The organism is Streptomyces sp. NPDC057900 (assembly GCF_042887885.1).
Taxonomy (GTDB): Bacteria; Actinomycetota; Actinomycetes; order Streptomycetales; family Streptomycetaceae; genus Streptomyces.
The window spans coordinates 266400-287637 of the sequence record NZ_JBHVOI010000003.1 but is presented as its reverse complement, the minus strand read 5'-3'; the positions used below and the strand labels follow the sequence as shown (position 1 = coordinate 287637).

The 21238-nt window shown below is 72.1% G+C and carries 14 protein-coding genes; 6 read left to right on the top strand and 8 right to left on the bottom strand.

All coding sequences use genetic code 11. From position 1 onward, the window contains the following. Positions 1–31: 31 nt before the first annotated feature. From ACFVQ0_RS15555 to ACFVQ0_RS15535, 5 genes are all read right to left on the bottom strand, one after another. Positions 32–1327 (bottom strand): MFS transporter, encoded by a 1296-nt coding sequence (locus ACFVQ0_RS15555; RefSeq protein WP_390088230.1) that lies wholly within the window; start codon positions 1325–1327, stop codon positions 32–34. Continuing rightward, positions 1324–2097: a polysaccharide deacetylase family protein gene (locus tag ACFVQ0_RS15550; protein WP_390088228.1), complete on the bottom strand. Its 774-nt coding sequence runs from the start codon at positions 2095–2097 to the stop codon at positions 1324–1326. Before ACFVQ0_RS15550 ends, ACFVQ0_RS15555 begins: the two co-directional genes overlap by 4 nt. Beyond that, positions 2094–5195: an amino acid adenylation domain-containing protein gene (locus tag ACFVQ0_RS15545; protein ID WP_390088226.1), complete on the bottom strand. Its 3102-nt coding sequence runs from the start codon at positions 5193–5195 to the stop codon at positions 2094–2096. Before ACFVQ0_RS15545 ends, ACFVQ0_RS15550 begins: the two co-directional genes overlap by 4 nt. Next, positions 5192–6523 (bottom strand): nucleotide sugar dehydrogenase, encoded by a 1332-nt coding sequence (locus tag ACFVQ0_RS15540; RefSeq protein WP_390088224.1) that lies wholly within the window; start codon positions 6521–6523, stop codon positions 5192–5194. Before ACFVQ0_RS15540 ends, ACFVQ0_RS15545 begins: the two co-directional genes overlap by 4 nt. Before the next feature lie 360 nt (positions 6524–6883). After that, a complete protein-coding gene (locus ACFVQ0_RS15535; RefSeq protein WP_390088222.1) occupies positions 6884–7873 on the bottom strand; it encodes a LuxR C-terminal-related transcriptional regulator in 990 nt (329 codons plus the stop codon). 267 nt (positions 7874–8140) lie between these two features. Here ACFVQ0_RS15535 and ACFVQ0_RS15530 point away from each other — a divergent pair, with 267 nt between their 5' ends. Next, positions 8141–9097 carry a pirin family protein gene (locus ACFVQ0_RS15530; RefSeq protein WP_390088220.1) on the top strand — a complete coding sequence of 319 codons (957 nt, stop codon included), beginning with the start codon at positions 8141–8143 and terminating at the stop codon, positions 9095–9097. A gap of 85 nt (positions 9098–9182) precedes the next feature. Next, on the top strand, positions 9183–10301 hold the full coding sequence (locus ACFVQ0_RS15525; protein WP_390088218.1) for an AI-2E family transporter: 1119 nt from the start codon (positions 9183–9185) through the stop codon (positions 10299–10301). Between the two features lie 12 nt (positions 10302–10313). Here the strand turns inward: ACFVQ0_RS15525 and ACFVQ0_RS15520 are convergent, their stop codons facing one another. Beyond that, a complete protein-coding gene (locus tag ACFVQ0_RS15520) occupies positions 10314–12434 on the bottom strand; it encodes a SpoIIE family protein phosphatase (protein ID WP_390088216.1) in 2121 nt (706 codons plus the stop codon). Positions 12435–12598: 164 nt separating this feature from the next. Between ACFVQ0_RS15520 and aspS the strand changes: the two genes are divergently transcribed. Then, complete coding sequence (aspS, locus tag ACFVQ0_RS15515) at positions 12599–14416, top strand: aspartate--tRNA ligase (RefSeq protein ID WP_390088214.1); 1818 nt, start codon at positions 12599–12601, stop codon at positions 14414–14416. Between the two features lie 300 nt (positions 14417–14716). Next, positions 14717–15526 carry a L,D-transpeptidase family protein gene (locus ACFVQ0_RS15510; RefSeq protein WP_390088212.1) on the top strand — a complete coding sequence of 270 codons (810 nt, stop codon included), beginning with the start codon at positions 14717–14719 and terminating at the stop codon, positions 15524–15526. 554 nt (positions 15527–16080) lie between these two features. Here the strand turns inward: ACFVQ0_RS15510 and metG are convergent. Then, positions 16081–17691 (bottom strand): methionine--tRNA ligase, encoded by a 1611-nt coding sequence (gene metG / locus ACFVQ0_RS15505; RefSeq protein ID WP_390088210.1) that lies wholly within the window; start codon positions 17689–17691, stop codon positions 16081–16083. Positions 17692–17851: 160 nt separating this feature from the next. Between metG and ACFVQ0_RS15500 the strand changes: the two genes are divergently transcribed. Further along, complete coding sequence (locus tag ACFVQ0_RS15500) at positions 17852–18505, top strand: response regulator transcription factor (protein WP_390088860.1); 654 nt, start codon at positions 17852–17854, stop codon at positions 18503–18505. Further along, positions 18502–19698, top strand: coding sequence for a sensor histidine kinase (locus ACFVQ0_RS15495; protein WP_390088208.1), 1197 nt, complete (start codon positions 18502–18504; stop codon positions 19696–19698). The genes ACFVQ0_RS15500 and ACFVQ0_RS15495 overlap by 4 nt, the downstream gene beginning before the upstream one ends. Here ACFVQ0_RS15495 and ACFVQ0_RS15490 read toward each other — a convergent pair. Next, positions 19647–21056 (bottom strand): VWA domain-containing protein, encoded by a 1410-nt coding sequence (locus tag ACFVQ0_RS15490; RefSeq protein WP_390088206.1) that lies wholly within the window; start codon positions 21054–21056, stop codon positions 19647–19649. The genes ACFVQ0_RS15495 and ACFVQ0_RS15490 overlap by 52 nt on opposite strands. Between the last annotated feature and the right edge of the window lie 182 nt (positions 21057–21238).

The window sequence follows — 21238 nt, the reverse complement described above, 5'->3', positions numbered from 1 at the left end:
TCGGTGCGTTCCGTGCGTTCGGTGCGTTCGGTCAGGAGCCGTTTGTCGCGGGTACGGGCTCCGCGTGCGGCGTGGGCCCGGCGGTGACCGGTTCCGGCTTCTGCCGGGTGCCGAGCCAGCTCAGGGCCGCGGACAGCGGGAAGCAGGCCGCGATGATCAGCCAGCCGCCGGGTCCTGTCCGGGCCAGGAGCCACAGCACGATGGCCGGCCCGGCGATCTCGGCGGCGGAGAAACCCACGTTGAAGAAGGCGAAGTACCGGCCCTGGGCCGCCTCCGGCGACATCGCGAAGGAGATCTCCCAGGACGACGCCGAGTGCAGCAGTTCCCCGAAGGTCAGCAGGAGCAGGGCGGTCACGAGGGTCACCACCGCCCAGCCGGACGTGTCCGTCCAGCCGCTCGCCGCGAAGGCGACGCAGGCGAACAGCAACAGCACCGACGAGACCGTGGTGGCCCGGGTCGCGGTGGCCAGGTCGGCGATATGGCGCGTCACCCTGACCTGGGCCAGCACCGTGAGGACCGTGTTGGTGGTGACGAGGACGGTGATCATCCAGATCGGCGAAGCGGTGTGCTCGGCCACCCAGAGCGGCAGCACGGTGATCAGGATCGCGTCGTGCAGGAACATCACACCGTTGGCCGCCGTGGCCGCCACGAACCGCCAGTCGCGGATCGGCGGGACCACCGCCTTCGCGCCCTTCCCGTCCCCCTTCTTGTCCTTGGCCACCGGGCCGACCCGGGGCAGCATCCAGACGAGCGCGAACACCACCAGGAAGCTCACCGCGTTGCCGATGAACAGCCAGTGGAACGCCGTCTTCGAGTTGGTGGTCAGGGCGATCCCGGCGAGCGAGAACCCGACGGTGAAGCCGAGGTTGCGCAGGGACCGGATGAACCCCATCGTGCGGTTGCGTTCGGTTCCGGTGATCAGCCGGCCCACCAGGGCCTGGTTCAGGGGCTGTCCGGCCCGGTCCATGATGTACAGCAGGCTGGCCGTCACCACGAACTGGCTGAATCCGTCGACCCTCAGGTAGGCGAGGTAGCCGATGGCCCGCCACAGACAGACCACCAGGATGATGTTCCTGGGGCCGAAGCGGTCGGCGAGCATGCCCATCGGCACGGTGGTGGCGAGCCCGACCACGCCCGCGATCCCGAGGCCCACGCCGAGCTGGGTCTCGTTGATCCCGGCGAACCGCGTGAAGTAGAGGGCGGAGCTCGCCAGGAACATGCCGGTTCCCATGGACCCGATCAACGCGTTGACCGCGATGATCCGGGACTCCCTGGTGGCGGGCAGGGCCCCGGTCAGCCGGGTGCGCCAGGTCTTCTGTTCGGTCATCTCTCTTCCCTCCCGGAAGCGGTGGGTCCGTCCCACTCGGTGCGCCAGTGGTGGACCAGTCCGGCCCAGGTGTCGGCCGCCCCCGAGGGCAGATAGGTTCTGCGGATCCGCCGCTGGTCCGCGGTCCACGGTGCGGCGGGCGAGCGGACCGTCCCGAAGGCCAGCACGTCGTCCGGCAGCAGGGGTCCGGCGGGCACCCCGCCGTAGGGGTAGGCGAACAGCCGGGCGGGGCCCGCTCCGTACCGCTCGCGGATGTCGTCGATCGAGCCCAGGGTCTGGGCGCGGGCCTCGGCGGGCGGGATCCGGTCGAGGTGCGGGTGGGTGCGGGTGTGGGCGCCGATGAGGTGCCCCTCCCGCGCCAGCCCGTCGCACTCCTCGTACGTCAGGTGGTCCTCGCGCGGACGGGGACTGCGCTGCCCGAGCAGTCCGGTGCAGACGAAGAACACCGCACGGACGCCGAGCCGGTCCAGGATGTCCCGTGCGTGGGTGGTGTTGTCGCGGTAGCCGTCGTCGAAGGTGACGAGCACCGTGGGACGCTCTGGCCGGCGAGGGCCCCCCTCGGCCAGCAGGTCTGCGGGGTCGTACGGGTCGAACCGTTCGAGCACCTGCTCAAGACCCCGCTCGAACGCGTCGGGGGAGAGCGCGGTGTAGTGCCGCACGTCCGGGTGCACGTGGTGGAAGTACAGCACCAGGGGCCAGTGCGGGGCGCTGCCCCGAGCGGGCTGGTGCTCGGCCGGGACGCCGGGGACCACGGGCGGGAGCGAGGTCATCGCGCACCGCCGTTCACCGGACGGCCGTCGTCGGGGGAGTCCAGGGCCTGCCGCATCACGCGGTCGATGTGGCCGGCCAGCTCCGCGATCCGTTCCGCGCTCCAGTGGACCGTCGAGTACTTCAGGCTCGTCTCCAGCTCCCCGTCGACGATGTCGCCCTCGGCCATCAGCAGATAGCGCTCCCGCTGGAGCGGCGAGCGGTGGGCGCCGAAGCTCTCGTCCGCGGGCCGCAGCACCGCACCCGGCGCGCGCTCCTCCAGCCGCAGCAGGTGGCCCCGGAAGTTGAGCCGGATCCGGGGGCGGGGGCAGGCGGCCAGGGCGGCACGCTCCGCCGGGTCGGGCGAGAGGAAGCGCAACGCGTCGAACCCGTAACGGCGTTCGGGCAGCGCGGCCGGTCCGCCGAGCGCGGCGGCCAGGGCGCCGACGCCCTCGCCCTCCCAGCGCAGGACGGCCGGGTAGGTGCTCTGTACGTAGCCGACCGTGCGGGACAGGTCGAGGTCCCCGGGGGACACGTCGCGGCTGTGCGCGTAGACGTCCACCCCGTGCACGGGCTCCCCGGTCCAGGCCGCCAGGCCGCCGACGAGACAGCCGAGGGCGAAGTCGTGCGGGGCGATGCCCGTGGCGGGCAGGCGGTGGAGCAGCCGGTCCGTGAGGTCGCGGGACAGCCGGAAGCGGTGGGTGCGCAGCGTGGGCAGCGGTGCGGCGCCTTCCGTGTCCGGCCGGAGCGCGGCGAACTCCCCCGTTCCGCGCGCCCATTCGGCGGCGTCCTGGCGGGCCTGCCCGGAGCGCACCCAGTCCCGCAGCGCGGTGCCGACGGCCCGGGGCCCCGTCGTCGCGGCGGCCCCCGCCAGGCCGTCGCCCAGGAGCAGTTCGAGGTCGTCGACGAGCAGGCCCATCGACACTCCGTCCAGGACGAAGTGGTGGACCGTCAGCAGCAGCCGGGCCCCGTTCTCCACGCCGTCGACGTACAGCAGCTGGAGGACCCGGCCCTCGGCGAGCGACATCGAGGTCTGTGCCCCGGCCAGCGCCTCCTCCAGCCGGGCGGCCCGCTCGCGCGGCGGGACGGCGGACAGGTCGATGACCCGGACGGCGTCCGTGGCGTCGGCCTCCACCAGCCCGGCCGTGCCGTCCGCGCGGAGCGCCGTGCGCAGCGCGGGGTGGCGCCGTCGCAGCGCCCCGGCCACTCGGGCGAGGTGGTGCGTGGACATTCCGGAGTCGGTGGTGAACAGCGCGTTCAGGCAGAAGTGGTCGCGGTCCGGCAGGTCGCCGTCGCCCAGCCAGCGGTGCTGGGCGGGCAGCAGGTCGAGCGGCCCCGCGGGCTCCTCCGCGACGGCGTCCGGCGCGCGCCGGCCCTCCGCCCGCGAGAGGGCGGCGCGGGCGGTGCGCCCGGCGAGCAGGTCGCCGGGGGTCATGGAGATGCCCCGTGCCCGCATCCGGCCGCAGACGCGCAGGGCCATCAGGGAGTCGCCGCCCCGCGCGAGGAAGTCGTCGTCGGGTCCGAGCCCCGGCGCGAGCAGCAGTTCGCGGAGCAGGGCGACCACCGCGTCCAGCGGTGACCGCGCCTCGTCGTCGCGCTCGTCGGTCACCCCGGCGGCGAGGACGGCCGCCGCGGCCTCCGCCGCCGCGCGCCGGTCGGTCTTGCCGGAGGTGGTGAGCGGCATCCGGTCGAGTACGGCGATGCGGCCCGGCACCAGGTAGGCGGGGACCCGCTCCCGCAGGTGCTCCCGGACCGCCCCGGGGTCGGGTCCGTCCCCGTCGCGGGCGACGGCTGCCGCCAGCACGTTCCCGCCGGCCCCGTCGTCCAGGGTGAACGCGATGGCGGAGGTGATCCCGGGGGCTCCGAGCAGGTGGCGGTCGACCTCGTCGAGCTCGATGCGGTGGCCGCGTACCTTCACCTGGTTGTCGACGCGCCCCAGGAATTCGAGGCCGCCGTTCTCCCGCCGCACCACCATGTCGCCGGTGCGGTACATCCGCGCGCCGGGCGCCGCCGCGTACGGGTCCGGCAGGAAGCGCTCCCGCGTCCGCGCCGGGTCGTCGAGGTAGCCCAGGGCCAGCGGCTCGCCGCCGATCCAGAGTTCGCCCGGTGCGCCGTCCGCGACGGGCCGCCGGTCCTCGTCCAGCACCCGTGCGATCCGGTCGCCGACCGGTTCCCCGACGGGCAGCCCGTCCGTGCCGGGCACCTCGTCGCCGGGGGCGAGTACCAGGGCGGTCGCGGTGACCACGGTCTCTGTGGGGCCGTACCCGTTGACCAGCACGGTGTGCGCGAGGGGGGTACGGCGGTGGGCGCGGGCGTCGGAGGTCGTGGCGTTCTCGCCGCCGATGACCACCGTGCGGACCCCGGCGAAGGACGGCTCCCGTTCGCCGTCGAGCTCCGCGCAGAGCATGCGCCAGTAGGCGGTGGGGAGTTGCAGGACCGTCACCCCCAGCTCCGCCGCGACCGAGGCGAGCCGCACGGTGTCGGGGACGCCGTCCGTGCCGTGGAAGGCGAGGGTTCCGCCCGCGACGAGGGTCGGCCAGATCTCCTCCTGGGCGACATCGAACCCGAGGCTCGCGAACTGCAGCACGGTGCTGTCCGGCCCGAGCGCGAACAGGTCCACGGCCGCGCGGGCGTGGCGGGCCAGCGCCCCGTGCCCGACCAGGACCCCCTTCGGAGCGCCGGTCGACCCGGAGGTGTAGATGACGTACGCGCCCCGCTCGTCGTCCGAGGCGCCCGGCCCGTCGTGCTCCACCGGGTCCCCGGCGGGCGGTACGGGCGGCAGGAGCGCCGTGCTGTCGTCGAGGACCGCGGTGGCGCCGCTGTCGCGGAGCACGTACCCGAGGCGTTCCGCCGGGGTCGCCGTGTCGACGGGGACGAACGCGGCGCCGGCGAGCCAGGTGCCGAGCATGGCGACGACCGCCTCCGGACCGGAGGGCAGGCGCACGAGGACGGTGTCGCCGCGCCGTACGCCGCGGCCCGCGAGGGCGAGCGCGGCCTGCTCGGCGCGATGCCACAGCCGGCCGTAGGTCACGGTGTCCGCCGGGGTCCGCAGGGCGATGTCCGAGGGGCGGCCTGCCGCGTGAGCGCGGATCAGGTCCACGACGGAGGGGTTCCGGGTCATGCGTTCCCGCCCTCCTCCGTCGTGCCGGGGCCGCCGGGGTCCAGGACGAGCCGGGCGTGGGCCAGCAGCCCGTCGTCGTACATCCGGTGCCGCTGCACGACGATCGTCAGGTCGGCTGCGGCGAGGTCGGCCACCAGATCCTGCCCGGCGGGCACGGCCCGGCCGCGTGCGGAGAAGCTGGTGACGTAGGGGTCGTGGAACATCACGTCGGCCCCCGCGCCGAGCAGTTCGAGGGCGAGCGGCTCGGCCGGCGAGTGGCGGATGTCGGCGACGTCCGGCTTGTAGGTGACGCCCAGCAGGAGCACCTTGGCCCCCCGGACGGTGATCCTGTTCGCCGTCAGCAGTTCCTGCGCCCGGGAGGCGACCCAGACGGGAATCGAGTCGTTGATCCGCTGCGCCTGCTCGGCCATCCGGAACGGCACCCCGGCCTGTGTCGCGCGGTGCACGAGGTAGAGCGGGTCGACGGGGATGCAGTGGCCCCCGACACCCGCGCCCGGCCGGAACGGGGTGAAGCCGAAGGGCTTGGTCGCGGCGGCGTCGATGGTCTCCCAGACGTCGACGCCCAGCCGGTGGCAGATCTGCGCGAACTCGTTGACCAGGGCCAGGTTCACCTGGCGGTAGGTGTTTTCGAGGATCTTGGCGGCCTCTGCCTCACGGCTGGAGCGGGTGACGTGCACCCGCTCGGTCAGCCCCGCGTAGAAGCCGGCGGCGCGGGCACCGCACGCCGGGGTCAGTCCGCCGACCACCTTGGGCGTGTTGTGGAACCCGTACCGGGTGTTGCCCGGATCCACCCGCTCCGGCGAGAACGCCAGGTGGAAGTCGCTGCCCGCGGTCAGCCCGGACTCCTCCAGGATGTCGCGGATGACGCCGTCGGTGGTACCGGGGTAGGTGGTCGACTCGATGATCACCAGCTGTCCGGGCCTCAGGTGCTGGCGGACCGTGCGCACGGCGGCGAGCAGGGGCTCCAGGTCCGGCACGCCGTGGGTGTCCACCGGTGTGGGCACGCACAGGGCGACGACGGAGCATTCGCTCAGGAACGCGGGGTCCGTGGTGGCGTCGAGCAACGGGCCCACGGCATCCAGTTCGGCACGGGTCACCGTGTCGACGGGCGGGCGCCCGATGTTGACCTGAGCCACCAGGAAGTCGCTCAGATCCAGTCCGCGGGTGCGGTGCCCGCCCGCGGCGGCGGCCACGGCGAGCGGCAGGCCCGCGTAGCCGATGCCCACGACGGCGACGTCGACGGTGCGGTCGTGGGGCGCGGCCAGGGCGAGGCCGTTCGTGAGGACCGGCTCGGGTGGACCGGGTGGTGCGGCGGCGATGACATCCATCGGACTCTCCTGTGCGCGGACGGGGCGGGGTGGGCGGGGAGCGCGGGGCGCTCTCACCACCAGCCGTTGTCGTCGCAGAGGAAGGCGGTACAGAGGAAGGCGCGGAATCGTGCAGGCATAGCTGTCCCCCGGCGGTGTGTCTGGTGAGTGTGGAATCCGGCGGAGAGAAGGGCGGTAGCGACCGCTCGTCGCCGGCTGAATCCATGCTGCTGCCGCGCCGGTTCACGGGGCAAGACGTTCCGTGCGGCGGCCATCAGCCATGGCGACAGAGCGCCACACCCCGTCCTCGTCTCAGAATGTGAGAATCTCCGGTAAGGGGTGTCTCCCCTTCCGTAGGGGGGTGCGGCGCCGCGGCCGGTCTCAGTCCAGCAGCCCGAGCTCCGCGACGCGCAGGGCCACCTGGAAGCGCGTGTGCACTCCCAGCCGGTCCGTGAGGCCGGTCATGTACCGGCTCAGCGTCCGGGAGGAGATACCCAGATGACGGGCGATCGCCTCGTCCTTGACGCCGTCGGCGAGCATGCGCAGCACGATGAGGTCCTGGGAGTCGAGCTCCTCCCCGAGGGCGCCGCCGGGTGCAGCGGGACGCAGCGGCGTGGAGTTGTGCCAGCAGTAGTCGTACAGCGCGTGCAGGGACCTGGCCAGCGCCCGGCCGTGGATGGCGGAGGCGCCCTCGCTGTTGTCCTGCGGGTTGATCGGGAGCACCGCGAGGTCGTCGTCGAAGAGGATCATCCGCAGCGGCAGGTAGTCCGCCGTGCGTGCCTCGCGCCCGATCCGTTCCGCGTCGTTCAGATAAGCCGCCATGTAGGGGACCTCGGCCGTCCGCCGGGAGTAGAGCGTCTCCACCCGGATGCCCCGGCTCTCCATCTCCTTGTCCCGCAGCAGCATGGCGTCCACGAGTTCCTCCGGCGGCGGCCCGCCGGGGTGCATCGACCGCATGCGCACGTTGCAGGTGCTGCCCGCGTCCTCCAGGAAGGCGTTCACCAGGTCCGGCGTCGGCAGGGTCTCGATCTCGACGGACTCCCGCCGCTCGTCGTGCAGGCGCGGATAGCCGCCGATCAGCGAGGCGACCGCGCCCCTGATCCTGGCCAGGTGCTGGAGGTGCGCCTCCGTCTGGCGTTCCTCCGCGGAGAACAGCCGGGTCAGCGCGGCCTCCGGGGTGACGGTCACGTAGCCGCAGGGGGCCGACCACGAGGGGACGAGCAGGCCGACGGCGCAGAGCGCGTCGCAGGCCTGATCCGCCTCGGCGAGGGAGCAGTGGACCTCGGCCGCCATCTGTTCGAGCGACCAGCCGGGATTCCGGTGGATCAGCCCGTAGAAGCGCTGGCGTACCCGTTCGGTCAGCTCGTTCACTCGTCCCCCTCGGTCTCTGCTCCGCTCCCTCTCCGTCGCGGCGAGACGTCGCGGCCTCCCCGTGGGCCGCAGAGAAGGGGGCAGAGCTGACCCATAGGTACCACTCACCCCTCAGGGGGGTCGATCCTCCGTGGGGCCGATCCTCCGCCGGGCCGTCCGCCGGGGCCGGTCCACGTGCCCGGAGGAGCCCCGGGAATGGATGCGGCCTTGCAGGATGTTCACCATTCAACTAAATTGGTCGCAGAACAGTCCCCGGAGGTGGCTTCCATGCCCGCAGTAACCGTCGAAAACCCGCTGACCCTGCCCAAGGTCGCCGCCTCTGGCGACGCCGTCGCCCGTCCCGTGCTCGCCGTGACCACGGCACCCAGCGGGTTCGAGGGCGAGGGATTCCCCGTGCGCCGCGCCTTCGCCGGGATCAACTACAAGTACCTCGACCCGTTCATCATGATGGACCAGATGGGCGAGGTGGAGTACGCGGCCGGTGAGCCGAAGGGCACCCCCTGGCACCCGCACCGCGGCTTCGAGACCGTCACCTACCTGATCGACGGCACCTTCGTGCACCAGGACTCCAACGGTGGCGGCGGCACCATCCGCAACGGTGACACCCAGTGGATGACCGCCGGGTCCGGGCTGCTCCACATCGAGGCCCCGCCGGAGTCGCTCGTCACCTCCGGCGGCCTCTTCCACGGCCTCCAGCTCTGGGTGAACCTGCCCAAGGCGGACAAGATGATGGCCCCGCGCTACCAGGACATCCGAGGTGGCCAGGTACAGCTGCTCGCCTCCCCGGACGGCGGCGCGCTGCTCCGGGTGATCGCGGGCGAGCTGGACGGACACCAGGGCCCCGGTGTCACCCACACCCCCATCACGATGATCCACGCGACCGTGCGCCCCGGCGCCGAGGTGACCCTGCCGTGGCGCGAGGACTTCAACGGCCTCGCGTACGTGCTGGCCGGCCGCGGCACCGTGGGCGAGGACCGCAGGCCCGTCCACATGGGCCAGACCGCCGTCTTCGGCGAGGGCTCCTCGCTGACGGTCCGGGCGGACGAGCAGCAGGACGGCAACACCCCGGACCTGGAGGTCGTCCTGCTCGGCGGGCGTCCCATCCGGGAGCCGATGGCGCACTACGGGCCGTTCGTGATGAACAGCCAGGCCGAACTGAAGCAGGCCTTCGAGGACTTCCAGGCCGGCCGCCTCGGCACCGTGCCCGCCGTCCACGGGATGTGAGCCGCGCCGCCGCCGTATGACGGTTCGTCACTCGTACGGCGGCACGGGCGGGACACCGTCCCCGCGCCGTGATCGGGTGGGGAGGGTGCAGACCCTCAAGCCCCTCCTGCCCGTGGGTGCCCGGCGACTGGCCGCCTGGTGCGGTGTCGTCCTGCTGGTCGCCGGCGTCGCCGCGGTGGCCATCTGGCTCTGCGTCGCGCTCAAGACCGCCGTCACCCCCGTCCTGCTCGCGCTGCTCGGTACGGCGCTGCTCGGGCCGGTGCACCGCCGGCTGACCAAGCACGGGGTGAACCGTTCGGCGGCGGCCGGCCTCACCTGCGTGCTGCTCGTCGCGGTGGTCGGCGGCGCCGGATACATCGTCGTCGCCGCCCTCGTCGACACCGGCGAGCAGATCGTGCAGTCGCTGAAGGACGCCGGTCAGTGGGTCGTCGACCACTTCGGCGTCACCGGCAACACGAACGTGGGCAACCTGGCCGACAGCGGCAAGAAGCTCGTCGAGAAGTTCGGCGCGAGCGCCGCGGGCGGGCTGCTGAGCGGACTCAGCCTGGTCGGTTCGCTCATCGCCACGAGCGTGCTCGCACTGCTGCTGACCTTCTTCTTCCTGCGCGACTCCGACCGGGCCGTGAACCTCGCGCACTCCATCGCCCCGCGCGGCGCCGGTGACCTGGTCGAGGCGGTGGGGCGGCGCGCGTTCGAGGCCGTCGAGGGCTTCATGCGCGGTACGACGCTCATCGCGCTCATCGACGCCGTCTGCATCACGGTCGGCCTGCTGATCCTGCGGGTGCCCGGCGCGGTGGGGCTGGGCGCGCTCGTGCTGGTCGGCGCGTACATCCCCTATCTGGGGGCGTTCATCTCGGGCGCCGTCGCGGTCCTGGTGGCGCTCGCGGACCGGGGCTTCGTGATCGCGCTCTGGGCGCTCGGGGTGGTGTTGGCCGTACAGGTGCTGGAGGGCCACATCCTCCAGCCGATGATCCAGAGCCGTACGGTCCAGATGCACCCCGCCATGATCATGATCGCGCTGACGGCGGGCGCGAGCGTGGCGGGCCTGCTGGGGATGCTGCTCGCGGTCCCGTTGTGCGCGGCGGCGTTCGGCGTCCTCGGTGAACTGCGCGAGGGCCGACTGCCGCCGACGGACACCCCGGACGCCCCGGACACCCCGTCCCCGGGTCCGCGGGGCGAGCCACCCGGCCCGTCCGGCGCCTGAGGACGCCAACCCTCACGTGGGGTCCGGCACCGGCTCCGTCAGCTCCGCAGGCTCCGCCGACTCGTACAGCTCGAACCAGATCGACTTGCCCTCACCGCGCGGGTCCACCCCCCACGCGTCGGCGAGCATCTCCATCAGCACCAGCCCCCGCCCGCTGGACGCCATCTCGCCGGGCCGCCGCTTGTGCGGCAGCTCGTCGCTGCCGTCGGCCACCTCCACCCGCAGCCGCCGCTCCCCGTGCTCCCCGCTGGCCTGCGCCACCATCAGCGCGTCGCCGTCCGTGTGGACCAGCACGTTCGTGGCCATCTCGGAGATCATCAGCACGGCGGAGTCGACCTGCTCCGGGTCCGCCCAGTCGTGCAGCATCTCGCGGACCTGCTGACGGGCCGCCGCGATCCGCTCCGGCTCCGCCTGGGCGATGGTCAGTGCGGTCCGCCTCGGCGGGGTCATCCGGGACGCCGGGCTCTCCCGGCGCAGCAGCAGCACCGCGACGTCGTCCTCCCGGCGGTCCGCGAGCGGGCCCGTCGTGTAGTGCGAGGCGGGCCCGTGCACCGCCTGCACCAGGGCGTCCGCGAGCTTCTCCAGATCGCCGGTGTGCCGTTCCAGGATCGGCCGCAGCCGGACCCAGCCGGTGGCCAGGTCGTGCCCGCCGGTCTCGATCAGCCCGTCCGTGCAGAGCATGATCGTTTCTCCTGGTTCCAGCGTGAACCGGGTCGTCGGGTAGTCCGTGTCCGCCTCGATGCCCAGCGGGAGCCCGCCCGCCGTCTGCCGGATGAACGCGGTCCCGTCGGGCGTCATCACCACGGGGTCGGGGTGCCCGGCCCGCGCGATGTCGAGGGTGCCGTTGGCCGGGTCCGCCTCGGCGTACAGGCAGGTCGCGAAGCGCGGCCCGGTCTGCTCCGCGTCCTCGGTCGCGTCGGTCAGCCCGGAGAGGAAGCGCGAGGCCCGCGAGAGCACCGCGTCCGGGCGGTGCCCCTCCGAGGCGTACGCGCGCAGCGCGATCCGCAACTGGCCCATCAGCCCCGCCGCCCGCACGTCATGGCCCTGGACGTCGCCGATGACGAGGGCGACCCGGCCGTTGGGCAGCGGGATCATGTCGTACCAGTCGCCGCCGACCTGGAGCCCGCCCCCGGTCGGCACGTACCGCGCGGCCACCGTCATCCCCGGGATGCCGGTTCCCAGGGACGGCATCATCGTGCGCTGGAGCCCCTCGGACAGTTCCCGCTCGGTCTCGGCGATCCCGGCGCGGGCCAGCGCCTGCGCGAGCATCCTGGCCACCGTCGTCAGCACCGACCGCTCGTCCGGCGAGAACGACACCGGGTGCCGGAAGCCGGCCATCCAGGCGCCCATCGTGCGGCCCGCCACGATCAGCGGCAGAAAGGCCCAGGAACGGCGCCCGAACCGGCTGGCCAGCGGCCAGGTGGCCGGATAGCGGTGGACGTACTCGTCGGGGCTGGGCAGATAGATCGCCCGCCCCGTCCGTACGACCTCTGCGGCCGGGTAGTCGGTCTCCAGCGGCATGTCGTTGAACGGTCCCTCGTCACCGGAGTTGTGCCCGTGGTGCCCGACGATCGTCAGCCGCTCGCCGTCGACCCCGAAGACCGCCAGCCCGTCCGGCGAGAACCCGGGCATGGAGAGCGAGTAGGCGACCCGCAGCACCTCCGCCGTCGACCGCGCCTCGGCCAGCGCGCGTCCCGCGTCCAGCAGGAACGCCTCCCGGGACCGCCGCCAGTCGCCGGTGATCCGGTTCTGCGCCCCCTCCGTGCCCGGCTCCGGCTCCGCCACCTCCTGGAGGGTGCCGACCAGCAGGTAGTCCGCGTCACTGCTCTGCGCGGGCGGCAGCGGCCGGGAACGGCTCCGTACGGTACGCATAACCCGCCCGTCGCCGTCCACGATCCGCAGCCGGGCCTCGGCCAGCGTGCCCTCGGCGACGGCCAGGTTGACCACCCCGTAGATCTCGTTCCAGTCGACGGGATGGAAACGGGAGCGCACCTCCGACTCACGGAAGACGCCCGATTCGAAGGGCAGCTCCAGCAGCCGGGCCGCCTCCGCGTCGAGCGTGACGGTCCCGGCGGCGTTGTCCCAGCGCCAGAGACCGGTCGCGGTCGCGGCCAGGACATCCTCGGTGCGCATTGCCCCACTTTAAGAAGATGTGGCGCCCGAACGCCACCGGCGGTCCCGGCGGCCACGCCCCCCGGTGCCCCCGCCGGGGACAATGGCAATGAAACGGTCGGGTCGCGGGCGGTAGCCTGGGGTGGCTGTATGTGCCCCCAACCGCGAAGACTGGATGAACGACGATGCATCGGTACAGGTCCCACACCTGCGGCGAGCTCCGCGCCTCTGACGTCGGCACCGACGTCCGGCTGAGCGGCTGGCTGCACAATCGCCGAGACCTGGGTGGCATCCTCTTCATCGATCTGCGCGACCACTACGGTCTGGTGCAGCTCGTCGCCCGCCCCGGCACCCCCGGCAACGACGCCCTGGCGAAGCTGACCAAGGAGACCGTCGTACGGATCGACGGCAAGGTCTCCGCCCGTGGCGCCGACAACGTCAACCCGGAGCTCCCGACCGGCGAGATCGAGATCGAGGTCACCGAGGTCGAGGTGCTGGGCGAGGCCGCCCCGCTGCCCTTCACGATCAACGCGGAGGACGGGGTCAACGAGGAGCGGCGCCTGGAGTACCGCTTCCTCGACCTGCGCCGCGAGCGCATGCACCGCAACATCATGCTGCGCTCCTCCGTGATCGCCTCGATCCGCTCCAAGATGGTGGCCCTCGGCTTCAACGAGATGGCGACGCCGATCCTCACCGCGACCTCCCCCGAGGGCGCCCGTGACTTCGTGGTCCCGTCCCGGCTGAACCCCGGCAAGTTCTACGCGCTGCCGCAGGCCCCGCAGCAGTTCAAGCAGCTGCTGATGATCTCCGGCTTCGACCGCTACTTCCAGATCGCGCCCTGCTTCCGCGACGAGGACGCCCGCGCCGACCGTTCGCCCGGCGAGTTCTACCAGCTCGACGTCGAGATGTCGTTCGTCGAGCAGGAGGACGTCTTCCAGCCGATCGAGAAGCTCATGACCGAGCTCTTCGAGGAGTTCGGCAACGGCCGCCACGTCACCTCGCCGTTCCCGCGCATCCCGTTCCGCGAGTCGATGCTGAAGTACGGCAACGACAAGCCGGACCTGCGCGCCAAGCTGGAGCTCGTCGACATCTCCGACGTCTTCGCGGACTCGGAGTTCAAGGCCTTCGCCGGAAAGCACGTCCGCGCGCTCCCGGTGCCGGACACCGCGGGCCAGTCCCGGAAGTTCTTCGACGGCCTCGGTGACTACGCCGTCGAGCACGGCGCCAAGGGCCTGGCCTGGGTCCGGGTCGGCGAGGACGGCAAGCTGGCGGGCCCGATCGCCAAGTTCCTCACCGAGACGGACGTCAAGACGCTCACCGAGCGGCTCTCCCTCGTTCCCGGCCACGCCGTGTTCTTCGGCGCCGGCGAGTTCGACGAGGTCTCCAAGATCATGTCGGTCGTCCGCGTCGAGGCCGCCAAGCGCGCCGGCCACTTCGAGGACGGTGTCTTCCGGTTCTGCTGGATCGTCGACTTCCCGATGTACGAGAAGGACGAGGAGACCGGGAAGATCGACTTCTCGCACAACCCCTTCTCGATGCCCCAGGGCGGATTGAAGGACCTGGAGGAGAAGGACCCGCTCGACATCCTCGCCTGGCAGTACGACATCGTCTGCAACGGCATCGAGCTGTCCTCCGGCGCCATCCGTAACCACGAGCCCGAGCTGATGCTCAAGGCCTTCGAGATCGCCGGTTACGACCGAGAGACCGTCGAGCACGAGTTCGCGGGCATGCTCCGCGCCTTCCGCCTCGGCGCCCCGCCGCACGGTGGCATCGCCCCCGGCGTCGACCGCATCGTGATGCTGCTGGCCGACGAGCCCAACATCCGCGAGACGATCGCCTTCCCGCTGAACGGCAACGCCCAGGACCTGATGATGGGCGCGCCCACGGTGCTGGACGAGACGCGGCTGCGCGAGCTGAACATCCAGCTCCGCAAGCCGGTCGCGCCCGCGAAGGAGAAGGCCGAGGCCAAGGACTCGGTCGTCAGGGACACCGGCGCGAAGTAGCGTCAGCGGTTCCGTTTCGGTTCCGCTTCGGTTCCACGTGAAACAGCCCCCGGCCGACCGGCCGGGGGCTGTTTCACGCTCTGTTCACGTCGTGGCGGGACCCGCCCACACCCGGGTTCCGGGCATACAAGTACACGAATCACCTGAACGGGTACAGCCGGATGGCCCCGGCGCCGGATTGGCCGGTCGCGGCTGCGGCAAAGACTGCCTGGGCCGACATCGGCACGGCGGACCCCCCGCCGTGCCGTCGCCGTGCCGCAAAGCCCCGCGGCTCGCCACCGACTGCTGAGGAGCCCCTCCGTGTCCGTGCCCCGTTCGAGCGTTCCTCTGCGGCTCCCGTACGTCCTCTGCGCCGTCCTCGTCCTGCTGCTGACGGGGTGCGGATCGGGCGGCCTCTTCGGTACGGAGGAGAGCGCCGCCCTCAAGGGGGCCTCGGGCGCCTCCGGTGTCCCCGGCCCGCCCCGGACCGCCGCGTCGTCGCCCGAGGCGTCGCCCGTGCCGTCGCCGGTCCCGCCCCGGCAGATCCCCGGGCTCGGGCCGCGGACCAGGGCGGCGATCCCGGCCGGTACCCGCCAGGCGTTAGTCGTCACCGGCGAGGCCATGGACTCCAACCGCTCCACCGCCGTGCTCTACACCCGCGACTCCCCCACCGCGGACTGGCGGGCGGCCATGGCGCCCTGGCCTGCCCACAACGCCCTGAACGGCTGGACGGACGAGCACTGGGAGGGCGACCTGCGCTCACCCGTCGGCGTCTTCACCCTGACCGCGGCGGGCGGCCGGCTGGACCCCCCGGCCACGGCGTTCCCGTACGACCTGAGCCCGGACTTCAAGGTGGAGGGCGAGGGCTTCCACGGGGAGCCGCTGGAGGGTTCGTTCGACTACGTCATCGCCATCGACTACAACCGTCTCCCCGGCACCTCCCCGCTGGACCACACCCGGCCGCTCGGCGACGAGCGGGGCGGCGGCATCTGGATCCACGTCGACCACGGCGGCCCCACCCAGGGCTGCGTCTCGCTCACGGAGGACCGGATGAAGGAGCTCCTCGGCCTGCTCGACCCGGCGGAGGAGCCCGTCATCGTGATGGGCGACGCGCAATCGCTCCTGCGCTGACGGAGCCCGGGGCCCTGGTTTCCGGTGTTGGGTGCGCCCTGTACTGGGTGCGGGGTTCCGTCCTCAATCGCCGGACGGGCTTGGTGTGCGGGTGCGGCTTGTTCGTGGGGTGCGCCTTCCCCGGTGGGTGGGGGGTGGTGCCCCTCCGGGGAGACTCCTCGGAAATGGCGTGTTCACCCGGGACCGAGAGGGACCCGGGTCGTACGCCATTCCCTGCGGGGACTCCCCTGCACGTCCCCACCCCGGCATCAGTCGCGTCTACACACCGGAGAAACGACTGCCGCAGACGCGCGACGGCCGGGTTCGGGGGCGTGCAGGGGAGTCCCCGCAGGACGACGAACACAGACCCGGGTGCCCATCGCGGACCCGCCGCACGTTCGTCGTTCGAGGAGTCTCCCCGGAGGGCCCCCGGACCCCCACCCACCGGACACGGGCGCCCCGCGGGGGACCCGCACCCAAGCCCGTCCGGCGATTGAGGACGGAACCCCGCGCCCCGGAAATGGGCAACCCACACGGGGCCCGACGCCCACTCGAAGACCCGGTCCCAGAGGGGCCTACGGCTTCTCCTCCAGGCGCGGGAACAGCACCGCGCCCTTCGTCACCGTCGCGCCCGGCGACAGCCGGCCCCAGTCGGCGGTCTCCAGCAGGCGCTGGTCGGCGAGCGCGCCCAGGGACTCCTCCGCGCCCAGGGACTCCCACAGCTTCTGCGAGGTGTCCGGCATGACGGGGTTCAGCAGGACCGCGACGCCGCGCAGCGCCTCCGCGGCGGTGTACAGGATCGTCGCGAGGCGGGCCCTGCCCTCCGGGGACTCGTCCTTGGCCACCTTCCACGGCTCCTGCTCCGTGATGTAGCCGTTGACCTGCTTCACGAAGTCGAAGATCGACAGGATGCCGCCCTGGAAGTCCAGCTCCTCGCCGATCTTCAGGTCGGCCTCCGCGACGGCCTTCGTCAGCCCGTCCCGTACCGCCTGCTCGGCCTCGCCCGCGGCCGTGGCCTCGGGGAGCACGCCGCCGTAGTACTTGCCGACCATGGCCGCGAGGCGCGAGGCCAGGTTGCCGTAGTCGTTGGCGAGCTCGGAGGTGTAGCGGGCGGTGAAGTCCTCCCACGAGAACGAGCCATCGCTGCCGAAGGCGATGGCCCGCAGGAAGTACCAGCGGTACGCGTCCACGCCGAAGTGCGAGGTCAGGTCCTGCGGCTTGATGCCCGTCAGGTTCGACTTCGACATCTTCTCGCCGCCGACCATCAGCCAGCCGTTGGCGACGACCTTGCCGGGCAGCGGCAGCCCCTGCGCCATCAGCATCGCGGGCCAGATCACCGCGTGGAAGCGCAGGATGTCCTTGCCGACCAGGTGCACGTTCGCCGGGAACGTGGCGTCGAACTTCTCCTGGTTGGCGCCGTAGCCGACCGCCGTCGCGTAGTTGAGCAGCGCGTCGACCCATACGTAGATGACGTGCTTGTCGTCCCAGGGGACCGGGACGCCCCAGTCGAAGGTCGAGCGCGAGATCGACAGGTCCTGGAGGCCCTGCTTCACGAAGTTCACGACCTCGTTGCGGGCCGACTCGGGCTGGATGAAGCCGGGGTTGGCCGCGTAGAACTCAAGCAGCTTCGGGCCGTACTGGCTCAGCTTGAAGAAGTAGTTCTCCTCCTTGAGGATCTCCACCGGCTTCTTGTGGATCGGGCACAGCTTCGTGCCGTCCTCCGCCTCGATGAGGTCGCCGGGAAGCTTGTACTCCTCGCAGCCCACGCAGTACGGGCCCTCGTACCCGCCCTTGTAGATCTCGTCCTTGTCGTACAGGTCCTGAACGAACTCCTGCACACGGTCGGTGTGGCGCTTCTCCGTCGTACGGATGAAGTCGTCGTTCCCGATGCCGAGGTGCTCCCAGAGGGGCTTCCAGGCCTCCTCCACGAGCTTGTCGCACCACGCCTGGGGCGTGACGTTGTTCGCCTCGGCCGTGCGCATGATCTTCTGACCGTGCTCGTCCGTGCCGGTGAGGTACCACACCTTCTCGCCGCGCTGACGGTGCCAGCGGGTGAGCACGTCGCCTGCGACGGTCGTGTAGGCGTGGCCCAGGTGAGGAGCGTCGTTGACGTAGTAGATGGGGGTCGAGACGTAGAAGCTCTTCACGTCCTCGCCCCCCTGCTTCTCTGATCCAGTGGCCGCCATGGTCGAAATCCTAACGGTCCGACGGAGATCCACTCACACCGATAAACGCGGGAGCGGACGCGGCAGCCGACGCGGAGAGCTTTGCGAAACATCGCTTCCCGTAACAAAGACGCATCCTGGGATGGAGTGGACACGCATGGACGAGGCAGAGGACATCACGATGCGGGTACTGGTCGCCGAGGACGAGGAGATCCTGGCGGAGCTGGTCGCCACCGGGCTGCGGCGGGCCGGGTTCGCCGTCGACACCGTGTACAGCGGTGACGCCGCCCAGGCCTACCTGGGACTGCACGACTACGACGTCGTCGTCCTGGACCGGGACCTGCCCCGGGTGCACGGCGACGACGTGGCCCGCGAACTCGTGGCCTCCGGTTCCCGCACCAGGATTCTGATGCTCACCGCCGCCGGGTCCATGGAGGACCGGGTCTCCGGGCTCGACCTGGGCGCCGACGACTACCTGGGCAAGCCGTTCGAGTTCCCGGAACTGGTCTCGCGGGTCCGCGCGCTGCGGCGGCGCAGCGCCCGCCCCGTGCCGCCGCAGCTGGTGCGGTACGGGATCCGGCTCGACACCGTACGGCGTACCGCGTCCCGGGACGGGCAGGAGCTGGACCTCTCACCGAAGGAGTTCACCGTGCTTCAGCTGCTGCTGGAGGCCGACGGCGCGACGGTCAGCGCGGAGGAGCTCCTGGAGCGCGCCTGGGACGCCAACGCCGACCCGTTCACCGGGGCCGTCCGTGTCTGCATGAGCAAGCTGCGCGGCAAACTCGGCGAACCGGCGGTGATCCGCACCGTGCAGGGTGTCGGGTACGCCCTGTGAAGCCGCAGGGCCGGGTGCCGCACTCCACGATCAGGACCCGGATCGCGCTCGTCTACGGCGGGGTGTTCCTGGTGCTCGGCACGGCCCTGATGGTCACCGTCAACCTGGCCTCCCGGGCCGGTACGGACTCGCAGGCCCGCTCCATCGCCCGCACGGCCGCGGTCGTCCAGCCCGGCTACGCGGTGAACGGCCCCCTCGTCACGCGCCGGAGCCTCGGTCCGCCGACCGTGTACGACCTCACCGACCACGTCAGCGACGCGGCCGGGCACCAGCTGCTCATCTGGTCCGCCGCCGCGCTGCTCGTGATGACGGCCTGCGCGGTGGGCGTCGGATGGTGGACCGCGGGGCGGGTCCTGCGGCCCGTCCACGCCATGACCGCCAAGGCGCGCCGGCTCTCCGAGCACACGCTGCACGAGCGGATCGCCTCCAGCGGCCCCGACGACGAGCTGAAGGAACTGGGCGACACGCTCGACGCGCTGCTCGCCCGGCTGGAGAAGGCCTTCGACAGCCAGCGGCGGTTCATCGCCAACGCCTCGCACGAGCTGCGGACCCCGCTGGCCACCCAGCGGGCGGCGATCCAGGTCGGCCTGGACGACCCGACGGCGGACGACCTCGTACGGACCCGGCAGACGCTCCTGGACAACAACCGGCGCAGCGAGCGGCTCATCGAGGGCCTGCTGGTGCTGGCGCGCAGTGAGCGCGGGCTCGCGAACGGCGAGCGGGAGGACGTGGACCTCGCCCGGGTGGTGGCGGAGGAGGCGGGCCGGCACCCGGGGGTGACCGTGACGGCGGCCGGGTGCGCGGTGCGCGGGAACCGGATGCTGCTGGCCCAGCTGGTGGCCAACCTGCTGGCCAACGCGGTGACGTACAACGTGCCCGGCGGGACGGTGGAGGTGTCGCTGACCGTCGCGGGCGGGGACGGGGTGCTGCGGGTGTGCAACACCGGTCCGGTGGTGGACGGCGCGGACATCCCCGGGCTGTTCGAGCCGTTCCGGCGGGGCGAGGGCAAGGACCGGATGGGGCCCGGCTCGGGGCTGGGGCTCTCGATCGTGCGGTCCATAGCGGAGGCGCACGGCGGTACGGTCACGGCGGTGCCGGGCCCGGAGGGCGGCCTCGCCGTGACCGTACGTCTGCCGGCCGGTCAGGCGCCCGCGGCGACCCACGCGGGCAGTGCGGCGAGCACCTCGCGGTAGAACGCGGCGTCCGCGACCTCGCGCGGGGCGGGGCCCGCGTGGAAGAAGCCGGCGTTCGGGGCGTCCAGCTTCCGCAGGAAGTCGAAGCCCTTCCCGTCCTGCTCGCCGAACGCGACGAACTGGAAGAACAGCGGCAGGCGCGCCGCGTCGGTGAGCGCCTGGCGGGCGGCCTGCTTGGCGTCCGGCGGGCCGTCCGTCTGGAAGACCACCAGTGCCGGGCCGCTCGCCCCGGACTTCTCGTAGTGCGCGACGACCTCTTCGACGGCCCGGTGGTAGTTCGTCCGGCCGAGCCGGCCGAGGCCCGCGTTCAGCTCGTCGATCCGGCCCTCGTGGCCGTCAAGGCCGACCGTGCCGGTGCCGTCGATGTCCGTCGAGAAGAAGACGACCTGGACGGTGGCGCTCTCGTCCAGGTGCGCGGCGAGGGCGAGGGTGCGGTCGCCCAGGTGCTGGGCGCTGCCGTCCTTGTAGAACGGCCGCATCGAGCCGGAACGGTCCAGGACCAGATAGACGGTGGCCCGCAGACCGGTCAGCCCGTGCGCCTTCAGCCCGGCCTGGGCCGCCTTGTACGGGGCGACGAGCTCGGGCGCGCGGGACTTGACCCGGGCGAGGGAGAGCGCGGGCTTGCCGTCGGCGGGGGCGGGCGCGGGAGCGGGTGCGGCGGCGGGCGTTGCGGCGGAGGCCTCGGTGGTGGGCTCGGTGGTGGGCTCAGCGGTTGCGGCGATGGGCTCCGGTGCGGGTTCCGGCTCCGTGATGGGTTCCGGTTCCGGTTCGGGCTCCGGGTCCATGTCGATGGTGATCGGCTCGGGAAGCGCCTCCGCGACGACCGGCTCCGCGACGACCGGTTCGGCGACGGGGGCCGCTGCCGGGGGCTCGACGGGCTCCGGGGCCACGACAGCTGCGGGCTCCTCCACGGGCTCCTCCACGGGCTCCGGCTTCGGCTCCGACTTGAGTTCCGGCTCCGGGTCCGGGTCCGAATTGAGTTCCGGTTCCGGTTCCGGCTTTGTCTCCGTGGCCGTCGTCCTCGGCCCGGAGCTCTGCGCCGGAACCGTGGGGGTGACCTTGGGCGCGGGGGCGGCGGCCTTGTCGAAGGCGGCTGCCACCAGATCCGTCGCCAGGTCGTCGTCGCTTTCGGCGGACCGGGAGGAGGCGGGGGAGGCCGGGGCCGGGACCGATGCCTTGGCGGCCGGGGCGGGTTCGGGCTCCGACCCGGCCTGCACGACCGGTTCGTCCACCGCCACCGAGGACGACTCCGTGGGCCGGGTCCGCTCGCCCTGGGGCGGGACCGTGGCCGTCGTCGGGCCGTCCTGCTCCGTGACGTCACGGCCGAACACCTTGCGCAGCAAGCTCCGAATGCCCATGGGCGAGGCCTTTCACGTGAGTTGGGTGCGATGAATGTCCGTACTGCGGGAATTGATCCCTGGCCAGGGCGGATACGTAAGGTTAGCGGCCGGATCCGGCCGTTCGGTGGCGCGGCCCGCCTGAGGGACAACCGAGCCGAAACCGATCCCGGACCGAGTCCTGCAACTGCGCGATGGTGGTC

Bases quoted from the DNA above. Each gene is read 5' to 3' on its own strand.
- ACFVQ0_RS15555 (WP_390088230.1), bottom strand. From the start codon at position 1,327: ATGACCGAACAGAAGACCTGGCGCACCCGGCTGACCGGGGCCCTGCCC.
- ACFVQ0_RS15550 (WP_390088228.1), bottom strand. From the start codon at position 2,097: ATGACCTCGCTCCCGCCCGTGGTCCCCGGCGTCCCGGCCGAGCACCAG.
- ACFVQ0_RS15545 (WP_390088226.1), bottom strand. From the start codon at position 5,195: ATGACCCGGAACCCCTCCGTCGTGGACCTGATCCGCGCTCACGCGGCA.
- ACFVQ0_RS15540 (WP_390088224.1), bottom strand. From the start codon at position 6,523: ATGGATGTCATCGCCGCCGCACCACCCGGTCCACCCGAGCCGGTCCTC.
- ACFVQ0_RS15530 (WP_390088220.1), top strand. From the start codon at position 8,141: ATGCCCGCAGTAACCGTCGAAAACCCGCTGACCCTGCCCAAGGTCGCC.
- ACFVQ0_RS15520 (WP_390088216.1), bottom strand. From the start codon at position 12,434: ATGCGCACCGAGGATGTCCTGGCCGCGACCGCGACCGGTCTCTGGCGC.
- aspS (WP_390088214.1), top strand. From the start codon at position 12,599: ATGCATCGGTACAGGTCCCACACCTGCGGCGAGCTCCGCGCCTCTGAC.
- metG (WP_390088210.1), bottom strand. From the start codon at position 17,691: ATGGCGGCCACTGGATCAGAGAAGCAGGGGGGCGAGGACGTGAAGAGC.
- ACFVQ0_RS15500 (WP_390088860.1), top strand. From the start codon at position 17,852: ATGCGGGTACTGGTCGCCGAGGACGAGGAGATCCTGGCGGAGCTGGTC.
- ACFVQ0_RS15490 (WP_390088206.1), bottom strand. From the start codon at position 21,056: ATGGGCATTCGGAGCTTGCTGCGCAAGGTGTTCGGCCGTGACGTCACG.